Origin of the sequence: Micromonospora avicenniae (genome assembly GCF_900156065.1) — a bacterium.
GTDB lineage: Bacteria > Actinomycetota > Actinomycetes > Mycobacteriales > Micromonosporaceae > Micromonospora > Micromonospora avicenniae.
Map to the genome: position 1 here is coordinate 143,601 of NZ_FTNF01000010.1, position 12,500 is coordinate 156,100.

Annotated in this window: 9 protein-coding genes; 5 read left to right on the top strand and 4 right to left on the bottom strand. The window is 74.2% G+C overall.

Annotated elements, in window-relative coordinates; translation table 11 throughout:
• Window positions 1-49 precede the first annotated feature (49 nt).
• From BXA10_RS17210 to BXA10_RS17225, 4 genes are read left to right on the top strand one after another with little or no spacing between them, the layout of a single operon-like run.
• Window positions 50-3,256 (top strand): FtsX-like permease family protein, encoded by a 3,207-nt coding sequence (locus tag BXA10_RS17210; protein ID WP_076471401.1) that lies wholly within the window; start codon window positions 50-52, stop codon window positions 3,254-3,256.
• Complete coding sequence (locus BXA10_RS17215) at window positions 3,253-5,946, top strand: FtsX-like permease family protein (RefSeq protein WP_076471402.1); 2,694 nt, start codon at window positions 3,253-3,255, stop codon at window positions 5,944-5,946. The genes BXA10_RS17210 and BXA10_RS17215 overlap by 4 nt, the downstream gene beginning before the upstream one ends.
• Window position 5,947: 1 nt before the next feature.
• The gene (locus BXA10_RS17220; RefSeq protein ID WP_076471403.1) at window positions 5,948-6,943 is read left to right on the top strand and encodes an ABC transporter ATP-binding protein; all 996 of its coding nucleotides are present in this window, start codon (window positions 5,948-5,950) and stop codon (window positions 6,941-6,943) included.
• Entirely contained in the window at window positions 6,940-7,719 is a 780-nt protein-coding gene (locus BXA10_RS17225; protein ID WP_245828288.1) for an ABC transporter ATP-binding protein, read from the top strand. Before BXA10_RS17220 ends, BXA10_RS17225 begins: the two co-directional genes overlap by 4 nt.
• Before the next feature lie 106 nt (window positions 7,720-7,825).
• Here the strand turns inward: BXA10_RS17225 and BXA10_RS17230 are convergent, their stop codons facing one another.
• The 3 genes from BXA10_RS17230 to BXA10_RS17240 all read right to left on the bottom strand — a co-directional run bounded on the left by BXA10_RS17230 (window position 7,826) and on the right by BXA10_RS17240 (window position 11,089).
• Window positions 7,826-8,278, bottom strand: a complete 453-nt coding sequence (locus BXA10_RS17230) for a GNAT family N-acetyltransferase (RefSeq protein WP_076471404.1) — start codon at window positions 8,276-8,278, stop codon at window positions 7,826-7,828.
• Window positions 8,279-8,347: 69 nt separating this feature from the next.
• Window positions 8,348-9,943: an alpha/beta hydrolase gene (locus BXA10_RS17235; RefSeq protein WP_076471405.1), complete on the bottom strand. Its 1,596-nt coding sequence runs from the start codon at window positions 9,941-9,943 to the stop codon at window positions 8,348-8,350.
• A 33-nt stretch (window positions 9,944-9,976) separates the two neighbouring features.
• Window positions 9,977-11,089 (bottom strand): ATP-dependent DNA ligase, encoded by a 1,113-nt coding sequence (locus BXA10_RS17240; RefSeq protein ID WP_076471406.1) that lies wholly within the window; start codon window positions 11,087-11,089, stop codon window positions 9,977-9,979.
• A 136-nt stretch (window positions 11,090-11,225) separates the two neighbouring features.
• Between BXA10_RS17240 and BXA10_RS17245 the strand changes: the two genes are divergently transcribed.
• The gene (locus tag BXA10_RS17245) at window positions 11,226-11,438 is read left to right on the top strand and encodes a hypothetical protein (RefSeq protein ID WP_076471407.1); all 213 of its coding nucleotides are present in this window, start codon (window positions 11,226-11,228) and stop codon (window positions 11,436-11,438) included.
• Between the two features lie 102 nt (window positions 11,439-11,540).
• Here BXA10_RS17245 and BXA10_RS17250 read toward each other — a convergent pair whose 3' ends face one another.
• Entirely contained in the window at window positions 11,541-12,458 is a 918-nt protein-coding gene (locus BXA10_RS17250; RefSeq protein ID WP_076471408.1) for a DNA-3-methyladenine glycosylase family protein, read from the bottom strand.
• Window positions 12,459-12,500 lie beyond the last annotated feature (42 nt).

Here is a 12,500-nt window from a genome sequence, read left to right on the forward strand (position 1 = left end):
TGACAGCTCTTCCTGGTCGATTCGGCCCAGGGGCCAGGGAGGGCATCGGATGAAGTTGGTGTGGAGGCGGGCCCGCGAGGCGCGGGGGCTGCTGGCGGCCGCGCTGATCGCGGCGCTGGTCGCGGTGGCGCTCGTCACCGGTCTCTCCGAGTACAACCGCCGAGCAGTGGACGCGGGGCAGCGTGCGCTGGTGGCGGCCGCGTCGGCGGAAGAGCGAAGCCTGCTGGTCAGCGGGTCGGGCGGCGCCGACGCCGACGAGTTCGCGACCCGCGACCGGAAGGTCCGCGACGAGTTCGCCCACGGTCTCGGGGATGCGCAGGTCAGCGTCACCGCCGCCCGGTACGGCACCGGCCGGGAGCTGACCGGCGATCTCGGCCCGGCGGTCCGCCCCGGCGGGGAGCCGGTCTTCGCCAACCTGTCGACGCTGGAGAACCTGGCCGGGCACGCCGACCTGGTCGCCGGCGTGTGGCCGGTGCCGGGTGCGCGGCCCACCCAGGTCACGCTGCCGGAGAAGGTCGCCGCGGCGCTCGGGCTCGAACCGGGCGAGCGGGTGCCGCTGCGGGACCGCCGGACGGAGCGGAACGAGGCGGTGGTCCTCGTCGGCACCTGGCGGCCCCACGACCCGGGTGACCCGTACTGGCGACTCGCGCCCGGCGTCGGCACCGGTGCCGCCAGCGACGACGCGGCCGCCACCTCGGGCACGTCGTACGGCCCCTTCGTGCTCGACCCCGAGGACTTCGAGGCGACCTTCCCGGGCTCCGTCTCGGCCTCCTGGATGGTGGAGCCGGACCTCACCACAGTCGAGCCGTCCCGGGTGTCCACGGTCCGGCAGGCCTCCGCCGACGTCGCGGCCGACCTGCCGGCGGCGGCGGACCTCGGCGCGTCCGCGCAGACCGTGACCCGGATCGACCAACTGCTGGACCGGATCAGCCGGGCCGACCTGGTGGGTCGATCCGCGCTCACCACCCCGCTGCTGCTCATCGTGGTGCTCGGCGGGTACGCGTTGGTGCTGGTCGCCGCGCTGCTGCACGAGGATCGCCGGGCGCAGAACGCCCTGCTGCGTGCCCGCGGCGCGGCGCGCCGGCAGCTCGCCGGACTCGCCGCCCGGGAGGCGACCCTGGTGGTCGCCCCGGCCGCCCTGCTCGGCCCGCTGGCCGCCGCGGAGGCGTTGCGTCACCTGCGGCCGGTCGGCTCAAGCGCGAGCGTCGCCTCCGGCACCAGCGGCCTGCTCTGGGCCGCCGCCGCGGTCGCCGCCGTGGGTTGTCTGGTGGCGATGGTCGCTCCCACCCTGCGCGGCGCCGGCACGTACGTGGCCGACATGGCCGCCCGCTCCCGGCCGAAGCGGAGCGCCGCCGTCCAACGCGCCAGCGTCGACCTGGTGCTGGTCGCCCTCGCCGTGCTCGCCTGGGTGCAGCTGCACCAGTACGCCTCACCGCTGGCCGGCGCCGGCGGCCAGCTCGGCATCGACCCGCTGCTGGTCGCGGCGCCGACACTCGGCGTGCTCGCCGGGGCGGTCGTGGCGCTGCGGCTGCTGCCGCCGGCCACCCGGTTCGCCGAGCGGTTCGTGGACCGGCGGCCCTGGACCGCGACCATGTTCGGCATGTGGCAGGCCGGTCGGCGCCCGCACGCCGGCCCGGTGCTGCTGCTCGCGCTCGCCGTCGGCGGCAGCACGCTCGCCTGGTCGCTGGTGGCCACCGGCGAACGCTCCCAGGTCGACCAGGCCGACCACACGGTCGGTGCCGACCTGCGCCTGACCGAGCGTAACGGCGTCGCCCCGGCCGACCGGGCCGGTCAACTCGCGGCGCTGCCCGGCGTCGACCAGGCCCTGCCGGCGTGGCGGGACGAGGTGCGGATCGGCCGGGCCAACCTCCCGGTCACCGTGCTCAGCCTCGACACGGCCGCCGCAGCCGGCACGGTGCGGTTCAACGACCGGTTGGCCGACGAACCGGTGCCGCGGCTCTACCAACGGATGGTCGACGCGCGCGGCGCCGCGGCCGGGCTCGACCTGCCGGCCGGCACCAAGAAGATCGCCGGCGTCGTCAGCACCCCCGTCGATCGAGCGGAGCGGCCCCTGACGGTCGCCGTTTCGATGCTGGTCACCAGCGCGAACGGAAACGCCTGGCGACTGCCGGCGGCGACCGGCACCAGTGACGGCCACGCCGTACGGTTCGACGTCGAACTGCCTGACGTCGGCGTGCCGCTGCGGCTGGCCGGGTTCGAGGCCGACGGCGGCGACACGGCGGGGACCATCTACCGGCTGCGGATATCCGACCTGCGGCTGGTCGGTGCGGACGGATCGGCGGAGCCGACCGGCCTCACCGACACCTGGGTGCTCCGCGTCCCGGAGAGCGACCTGCCGCAACGGGTCGACACGACGGGTACCACCGTCGCCGCCGACCGGTCGGCGATCACCCTTCCGGGCGGGCAGTTCGCGTTCCAGCCCGCGTCGCGGTTCGCCGTGGTGCCCGACGGCGAGAACACGCCGGTACCGGCCCTCATGACCCCGCGGGTCCGGGACGAGCTGAGTTTGCAGATCGGCGACACGGTGGACCTGCCGCTGTCCGGGGCCACGCTGCCGGTGAAACTCGTCGACGTGGTGGACGCGCTCCCCGGCACAGCCGGTGACGGGGTGCTGCTGGATCTTCCGGCGGCGGTGGACTGGCTGGTCCGGGACAGCGGAACGGTCCGGCCGACGGTGGAATGGTGGGTCGGCTCGGCCGCCGGCGAGGCGGCCGCCACGGCCCAGGCGGCCGCCGGACTGTCCGGGGTCACCGTCCTCGACCGCCGGCAGGTGGCGGAGGCGGCGGAGCAGGACCCGTACTGGCGGGGTGCCCACGTCGGCCTGCTCGCCGCGGCGTTGGGCTCCGTGCTGCTCGCCCTGGTCGGTCTCCTGGTCGACGTCTGGGCCACCGCCCGACGCCGGCTGTCCGAGTACACGGTGCTGAACACGCTCGGCGCGACCCCCCGGCTGCTGGCCCGGGCGTTGCTCGCCGAACAGACCTTCCTGGCCGGTATCGGCGTCGGAGTGGGGCTGCTGCTCGGCGCGGCGGTCGGCGCCACCATGGCGCCCCTGGTCATCCTCACGCCGGCCGCCGGCCGGCCGGTGCCCGAGGCGGTCTTCACGCTGCCGTGGCTGCCGATCGGCCTGACCGCGGTAGGCCTGCTGCTGGCGGCGCTCGCCGCCAGCACCTTCATCGCCGTCGGCATCCGGCAACGGGTGTCTGCGGCACAGCTGCGGATCGGGGGAGAACGGTGAGCATCGGCGCGGTCGTCCGCCGCATCCGGGCGTACGGGGGGCAGTTCCTGCTCCTCGGAGTCCTGACAGTGGTCATCACGCTGCTGATCAGCGGCGTGCCCCGGATCACGAACCGGCTCACCGAGCAAGGGCTGCGGGAGCACATGGCCCAGCAGTTGCCGGCACGGCGCGACATCACGTACACGATCGGGTCGGACGCGGGAAGCTCCGTCCCGTCCAACGCGAGCGCGGGGCAGAACAGACTGGACGTACTCCAGGAGGCGATGCCGGACCACGTCCGGCCGGCGGTGTCGGAGCGTTGGTACGTCGCCGACGGCCCGGTCGGCCGGTTGACCGGACCGGACCTGAAGCGCAACAACCTCCTGGTCGAGCTCGGCCTGCGGGCCATGCCCGCGGTGCCGGAGGCGGCCACGATGGTCGACGGGCGCTGGCCGGCCGAGGATGTGGCGCGCGACGAGCCGACGCAGATCGCGCTCAGCGCGGACACCGCCCGGAAGCTGGACCTGCGCGTCGGCAGCAAGCTGCAGCTCGCCCTGCCGGAGAGCAAGGTTCCCAGCGTCCCGGTGATCGTGGTGGGGATTTTCGCTCCGAACGACCCGTCCGATGGGGTCTGGGACAGCCTGCCGCAGCTGCTCCGGGCGGCCGAGCCACTGGGCGACGGCCAGCCGTTCATCGCCGTCGGGCTGACCACCATCGGAGCGTTGGATCACCGGGCGGCCGAAGGGGTGTGGCTCACGCACAGCTGGCGGTACCGGGTCAACGGCGACGCGCTCGACGCCGGACGGCTGGACCTCACGATCGACGAGCTGCAGCGCCTGGAGCAGACCGCGCCGACCGGTCTGCAGGTCGTGCAGGGGGTGGACGTGCCCCTTCGGGAGTTCCGGGACGCGCTCGCCTCGGCCCGTACGCTGCTCGCGGTGATCGCCGCCGGCGTGTTCGCCACGCTGGCCGGTCTGGTGCTCCTCGCCGCCGGACTGGCCGCGCGCCGCCGCCGTGGCGAGTTCGCCCTGCTGCGTGCGCGCGGCGGCGGATCGACCACGGTGGCCCGGCGGACCCTCGCCGAATCGCTGCTGGTGACCGTCCCGGCCGCGGCCGTCGGTTGGCTGCTGGGGACGCTCGTGCCCGGCGCACCCGACCCCACCGTCCCGTACGCCGCGGCCGCGACCGTGTTGATCGCCCTGGCCCTGCCCGTCGCCGCCCTCGCCACGTCGGGCGGCGCCGGTCGCCGCGACCTGGTCCGGCTGCGCCCGTCCGCACGGCGGCTCACCCTGGAGGCGTCGCTGCTGGTCCTCGCCGGGCTCGCGGTGGTGCTGCTGCGCCGACGTGGCCTGACCCTGGGTGAGGTGGACCCGCTGCTGGTGGCGGTGCCGGTCCTGCTCGCGGCGGCGGTGGCGGTGCTGGCGCTGCGCGCGTACCCGTGGCCGCTGCAGCTGGTCAGCCGGCTCGCGGCGCGCGCCCGGGGCAGCGTCGCCTTCCTCGGCACCGCCCGCGCCGGCCGCGCCGTGGTGTCCGCACCGCTCGTGGTGGTCGTGCTGGCGATCGCCACCGCAGGCTTCTGCGCGGTCGTCTCCTCGGGGATCGAAGCCAGCCGGGACCGGGCCGCGAGCGAGCGGATTCCCGGCGACGCCCTGGTCACCGGGGATCGGCTGGCCCCCGATACGGCGGACGCCCTGAGCCGCCTGAGCGGGGTGCGGGCGGTGGCGGCGCTGGCGACCGAACCCGGGCAGCGACCGGCGCGTACCAAGGTCGGCCTCGACGCCGGAATCAACCAGGTAAGCGTGCTGGCGGTCGACGCACCGGCCCTGGCCCGGGTCGGTGAGGCGGCCGGCCGGGAGGCGACGATACCTCCGGCGATGCTCGCCGAGACGGGTGACGGGCCGCTGCCCGCGCTGGTCTCACCGGCCGTCGCGACCGACCTCGCCCGGGCCGGCCTGGACGGGTCGGCGTTCCTGTCCCTGCAGGGCCAGCGGTACGAGTTCCGGGTGGCCGACACGGCGGAGAGCTTTCCGCTGGTGACGCCGGGAACCGAGCGGTTCGTCGTGCTGCCGCTGCAGGCCTTGCCGGACCGGCCCACGGTCGCGGTGCCTACGGGTTTCGTGGTGGCCGGCGACGGCCTGGACACCGAGGCGTTGCGCCGCACCGGCGACGAGGGGCAGCAGCGTTACCAGCGGGGTGGCGTCGTGTCGGGCGGCGAGCGTCCGCGCGGCGCGGAGGTGCAGACCTGGGCGGCGAGCCGTCAAGAGATCGGCGAGGGCGGCGCCAACGGTTTGCTGGCGTTCGGCTTCGCCTCCGGGGCGGCCGGCGGGACCGTGCTGGGGCTGCTCGCCATCGCGTTCACCGTGCTGGCCGGCGCCCGCGCCCGCGGGCAGGTGCTGTCCCGGCTGCGTACGCTCGGCCTGTCCCGCCGGCAGTGGCGGGGCCTGCTCCTGGTCGAGCTGACGCCGCTCGTCGGCGTCGCGGTGTTCACCGGCGCTTTCGTGGGTGCGCTGCTGCCGCTGCTGCTCACGCCGCTGCTCGGCCTGTCCGCCTTCACCAGCGGCATGCCCGTCCGGGTGGCGTTCGAACCGGGCCTGGTGGTCGCGGTCGTCGCGCTCGGGGCGCTCGCCCTGGCCTTCGCGGTCGCCATAGAGGCCCTGAACAACCGCCGGTTGCGCCTCGGTGAGGTGCTCCGGCTCGGAGAGGAGAGCTGAGATGACCGCTACCGCGGCGACACCGGTCGTGCCGGACCTGGCCGACCTTCAGAAGCGGGCCGCGCAGCGCGCGGCCGAGCGGGCCGGCGGCCGTGACCGGCTGCGCGGACACATCGTCTGCGACGGGCTGGTCCGCATCTTCAAGACCGAGGGGGTGGAGGTGGTCGCCCTCCAGGGGCTCGATCTGGTCATCGACCGGGGTGAACTGGTGGCGATCGTCGGTGCGTCCGGCTCCGGAAAGTCCACCCTGCTCAACATCCTCTCCGGTCTGGACACCCCGACCGCCGGTATCGCCAGGGTGGCCGGATACGACCTGCTCAACCTCTCCGTGAAGCGGCGGCTGAGCTACCGGCGCAAGACGGTCGGCTTCGTCTGGCAGCAGACCGGACGCAACCTGATGCCGTACCTGACCGCGTTGGAGAACGTGGAGCTGCCGATGCAGCTGGCCGGCCGGCGTGGTGGCCGGGCGCGACGTGAGCGGGCGCGGGAGCTGCTGGAGATGGTCGGCGTCGGCTACTGCGCGGATCGGCGGCCAGGCCAGCTCAGCGGCGGCGAGCAGCAGCGCTGCGCAGTGGCCGTGGCGGTGGCGAACGACCCGGAGGTGCTCTTCGCCGACGAGCCGACCGGCGAGCTGGACGAGGCCACCGGCGCGGATGTCTTCGCGGCGCTGCGCACCATCAACGCCGAGCTGGGCGTCACCGTCGTCGTGGTCACCCACGACCAGGCGGTCGCCACCCAGGTCCGGCGGACCGTCGCGATCCGCGACGGCCGGACCGCCTCGGAGGTACGCCGGACCGCCCGGGTCGGCGCGGACGGCAGCACCGAGCTGGTGAGCGAGGAGTACGCGGTGCTCGACCGGACCGGCCGGATGCAGCTGCCGGCCGCGTTCGTGGAGGCGCTGGAGTTGCGGGACCGGGTCCGGCTCAACCTGGAGCCGGACCACGTGGAGGTGCGGCCGGGCGAGCAGTCCCGTGGCGAAGGAAAGGCAGAGGCATGAACGGGTGGGACGGGACGGCCGGTCGGGTCGCCGGCTCGGCGGACGGCCGGGACGGCACGGCGGCGAGTGGTCTGCTCGGCAGGACCGCCACGCGGTCCGTAGAGGAGGTGGTCCGGGTCGAGGGAGTCAGCCGGACCTTCGGTCGTGGCGAGCACGCCGTGCACGCGGTCCGCGACGTGTCTTTCACCGCGATGCGGGGCGAGCTGCTCGCCGTCCGCGGCCGCTCCGGCGCCGGCAAGACCACCCTGCTCAACATGATCGGTGGCCTGGACCGGCCGGACCGCGGCCGGGTGGTGGTGGCCGGGCACGATGTGACGGCCGCCGGGGAGAAGGAACTGCTCCGGCTGCGGCGCGGCACTGTCGGTTTCATCTTCCAGACGTTCGGCTTGGTGCCGATCCTCTCCGCCGCCGAGAACGTCGGCGTGCCGCTGCGGCTGGCGAAGGTGCCGGCCGCCGAGCGGGAGGAGCGGGTCGCCATGCTACTCGAACTGGTCGGGCTCGGTGGGCATGCGGCGCAGCGGCCGTACGAGCTCTCCGGCGGGCAGCAGCAGCGGGTCGCGGTGGCCCGCGCGCTCGCCAACGATCCCGACCTGCTGATCGCCGACGAACCGACCGGTCAGCTCGACTCGGAGACCGGCCGATCGATCATGGACCTGCTCCGGGCGGTGGTGCAGGCGCGCGGTACCACCATCCTGGTCGCCACCCACGACCTCAACCTGATCGAGCTGGCCGACCGGGCCCTGACCCTCCGCGATGGCCGGCTGGTCGACGGCTGATCGTCACGTGCGTGGTCGACGGCGTGGCTGTGGTGTTCGGGATGGTCCGGGCACCACAACCGCGCGGTGTGCGAGGCGCTCGGCCGCGTGATGACCTTGCGGGCGCTCAGAGCGCCAGCTTCATGCCCTCGTGGCTCGCGACGAACCCGAGGTTCAGGTAGAAGCGGTGCGCGTCGTGGCGGGACTTGTCGGTGGTGAGCTGCATCAAGCCGCAGCCACGCTCCCGAGCCTGGTCGATCGCCCAGGTCATCATCCGCCGGCCCAGCCCCTGACCGCGCTGGTCGGAACGGACCCGTACCACCTCGATCAGTGCCCGCTCGGCGCCGTGCCGGCTGAGGCCCGGAATGTAGGTGACCTGGTAGCAGCCGACCAGTTCGCCGTCGGCGTCCGCGACGATGAACTGGTTCCGTTGGTCGGCCGTGATGTCGGCGAACGCCTTCTCGTAGGCGGCGTCGATTTCGACGAAGTCGCGCGCCTTGCCGAGCACGTCGTCGGCGAGCAGGGCGAGCACGGCGGGCAGGTCGGCCTGCGCCGCCTCCCGGAAGATCACGTCAGTCATGCGGGGAGCCTCGCACAGCGATCATGGCGCACTCCGGGCGGGCCGCCCGGCCACCCCACCGCCGCCGGGTCAGCGGGCCGGGCAGCGCAGCCCTTCGCGGGGCACCGTCAGGTCGACCAGGTAGGCGTCCACCGCGTCGGTGATGCAGGGGGTCTGCGGGTAGGCCGTGTGCCCCTCACCCTCCCAGGTCAGCACCCGGCCGACCCCGAGCATCGAGGCGAGCGCAGCGGTCTGCTCGTAGGGGGTGGCGGGGTCGCCCGTGGTGCCCACCACCACGATCGGCGGCGCGCCGGTGGCCGCACCGGTCGGGTACGGGTCCCGCCCGCCCGGCCACTCGGCGCAGCCGAGCAGGCCCACCGCCAGCGCCGGACCGAACAGCGGGTACTTCTCCCGCCACTGCGACTGCAACTGGCGGATCTGCGTCACGCTCGGCTTCTCGTCCTCGTCGGCGCAGTTGACCGCCAGGTTGGCGTCGAACAGGTTGGAGTAGTGACCGTCGCTGTCGCGGCCGGCGTACGCGTCGGCGAGGCGGAACACGTCCTTCGGGTCACCGCCTTCGAGCCGGTCGATGGCGCGGGCCAGCTCCTGCCAGCCCTGCTCGGTGTAGAGGGAGGAGATGACCGCGTAGAAGACCCAGCCCGCGGTCGCCTCCCGCCCGTCGGCGCCGCGCACCGGGGAGACCCGCGCCTTGTCGATCGCGGAGGTCACGGCCGCCCGGGCGTCCGGGGCGATCGGGCAGCGCCCGGCGTTCGCCGTGCACCACCGGGTGAAGTTCGTGAACGCCCGCTCGAAGCCCTTCGCCTGGCTCTCCGAGCCGGCCACCAGACCCTGCCGTGGGTCGACCGCCCCGTCGAGCACCAGCGCCCGCACCCGTTGCGGATAGAGCTGGGCGTACGTGGCGCCGAGCAGGGTGCCGTACGAGTAGCCGAGGTAGGTCAGCTTGTCGTCGCCGACCGCGGCCCGCACCGCGTCCATGTCACGGGCCGCCTGCTCGGTGCCGTAGAGCGGCAACTGGTTGCCATACTTCGCGCCGCAGCCCTGACCGATCTTCTGGTTCAGCGTCACGAAGCCGTCGAACGACTCCTGTGCGCGCGGGTCGGGGTCGTAGCCGAAGCTCGCATCGAGGTCACCGTCGGAGATGCATTCGACCGGGCTGGAACGTTGAACCCCACGCGGGTCGAAACCGACGATGTCGAAACGCTCGGTCACCGCCGAGGGCAGCCCGCCGAACGCCGGTCCGAAGGACAGGAAGACGGCGGTGTCCACCCCGGACCCGCCCGGGCCGCCCGGGTTGATCACCAGCGAGCCGATCCGGTCGCGTTGTTTGGTCGAGCGGGCGCGCAGCAGGGCGATCTCGAACGTCTCGCCGGTGCCCGGTCCCGCGGTGGCGCCGCCGCCGTTGCCCCAGTTGCGTGGCACCGCGATGCGCGCGCACTCGTAGCGCATGTCGGGCGCGCCGCGCCCGACGAGCTGATCGGCGACCTCCGGACAGGCCCGCCAGGTCGGCGCGGTGCCCGGCGCGGCCACCGCACCGGAGGGCTCCCCCGCGGACTCGACGCGCGGCGCGAACGTCGGCAACGTGCAGCCGGCGGTGAGCAGCACGACGGCGGCGAGCCCGGCGAGAACCAAGCGGGCTCGGCGGAGCCGGTCGGTGGTGCGGTACACGAGTCGGCCCTCCGTGATCGTCTCGCGGCCAGGCTACGCCTGGCGGGAGGTGGCCGGCGTCGCGGTGGCGGTCGGGTCGCCGCGGAGCACCTGGTCGACGTCGAACCGCACCGGGCGGTCGAGCTGGTCGTACCGGCAGGACCGGGGATCGCGGTCGGGCCGCCAGCGGACGAACTGGGCGGTGTGCCGGAACCGGTCGCCCTCCATCGCGTCGTAGCCGACCTCTAGCACCAGCTCCGGCCGGAGCGGCTCCCACTCGAGGTTCTTGGTGCCGGTCCACCGGCTCACCCCGCCGGGGATGCGCTGCCCGCGTTCGTGGTCGCCGTGCACCCACGGGTGCTCGCCGCCGGTGTCCCGGTAGGGCGCCAACTCGTCGAGCAGCTCCTTGCGGCGGGCCATGCTGAACGACGCGCTGACCCCGACGTGGTGCAGCACGCCGTCGTCGTAGAGGCCGAGCAGCAGTGAGCCCACCACCGGGCCGGACTTGTGCCAGCGGAAGCCGGCCACCACCACGTCGGCGGTGCGCGCGTGCTTGACCTTGAACATCAGTCGCTTGCCCGGCTCGTACGGCAGGTCGGCCGGCTTGACGATCAGCCCGTCCAGCCCGGCGCCCTCGAAGACGTCGAACCAGCGGTGTGCCGTGTCCGGGTCGGTGGTGACCTGGGTGACGTGCACCGGCGGGCGTACGTCGGCCAGCGCCGCCTCCAGCCGGGCCCGACGCTGCGGGTAGGGCTGGTCGAGCAGCGCCTCGTCGCCGATCGCCAGCAGGTCGAACGCGACGAAGTCGGCCGGGGTCGTCTCGGCGAGCAGCTTCACCCGGGACGCGGCCGGATGGATGCGCTGGCCCAGCAGTTCGAAGTCGAGCCTCGGCTGCCCGCCCGGGCCGTCCCGGCGGATCACGATGAGCTCGCCGTCGACGGCGCAGCGCTCCGGCAGCTGCCGTCGGGCCTGCTCGACGACCTCCGGGAAGTAGCGGGTCATCGACTTGCCGCCCCGGCTGGCCAACTCCACCTCGTCGCCGTCCCGGAAGATGATGCACCGGAAGCCGTCCCACTTCGGCTCGTACGTCATCCCGGGTGCGGTGGGGATCCGCGGGACGCTCTTGGCGAGCATCGGCTCGACCGGCGGGTTGATGGGCAGCTCCACGGCGACCAGTCAACCAGACGGCACCGACAACCGTGAGGCACATCACCGCCGGGCGGTGCGCGTGGTGTCCGCCGCCGTCCCCCTCGTCACGCACCGGGCGAATCACAAAACCGCAGGTCAGAGCTACTTTCGCGGGGTGCCGGAGTGGAGTTGCGCCTGCTGCGGGCGGTACCGGGTCAGCGTCGAGCTGATCCGCGGCCGCTACCGCTACCGGCTGGTGCACCGCTACCCGCGCCAGTTCGGCGGCGGCAAGAACGTGCTCGGTGAGGTCGGCTCGGTCAGCGAGCTGGAGGAGCTGCTGCGCCGGCGTACGCCCCTCACCCTCGCCGATCTCCACGAGGCCGCCTGAAGCGGGCCGCCCCGGCCCCCGCCGCCCCGGCCCCCGCCGAGACGCCCTCGGCGAGGCGAACGCCCGGTCCGGCGGTGACGGCAGGCGAGGGGGACGGGACGATCAGTAGCGGGCGAACGAGCGGATCGGCATCCTCGGCCCGTACTTCGGAGCATGGATGCCGACCGCTTCGAGAAGAACGCACACCCGGCCTCGATGACCACGGAACGGTTCCAGCAGGGCGAGCATCCGGGCGTCGTCGGCCCGGGGTTCGCCGGCGAGGGCCCACGCGACCGTGTTCGGCACGTGGAAGTCGCCGACGCTGACCGCGTCCGGGTCGCCGTACGCCACCCGGACCACCTCGGCCGCGGTCCACGGACCGATCCCGGCCACGGCGGTCAGCCGGCGGGTCGCCTCGGCGGCGTCCGTGGAGCGCTCCAGCCGGTCCGCCACGGCGGCGGCGCGGCGCAGTGTCTCGGCCCGGCGCTGCTCGACGCCGAACGGGTGGAAGACCCAGTACGGAGCGGCGGCGATCGCGGCCGGCTCCGGCGGGAGCAGCAGCGGCATCGGGCCGGGTGCGGGCTCGCGGAAGTGTCGGACCGTCGCGGAGTAGGCGCGGTACGCCTCCTTGCCGGTGACCTTCTGCGAGTACACCGCCCGGAGCAGCCGGGGGAAGACCAGCCCGCTGGCCGGCATCCGCATTCCCCGATGCTGCCGAGCGAGCCGGTCCACCACCGGGTGCGTCGCCGCGAGTTCGGCGAAGCCGGTCAGGTCGTCGCGGAGACCGGAGATCGCGTCGGCCCGCTCCACCACCCACTCGGCGCCCGGCCCGTACCCCTCGGCCACCAGCTCACCGGACGCGGGACGCAGGGTGAGCGTGGCCGGACCGGCCGGCGTGCGGGTCGCCCACCAGAGGGCGCCGTCGACGATCCTGGCGCACGGGTCGTTCGGGCTGAAGGTCAGCGGGCGTACCGACGCTGCGAGCCGGTACTCCGCCGGTGGGCGCAGCACCCGGCGGGCGTTCGGCTCGGTCCCGGTCATCCCGCCACTGTGCCACGAGTGCGGGCCGGTCCGGACCGCGCG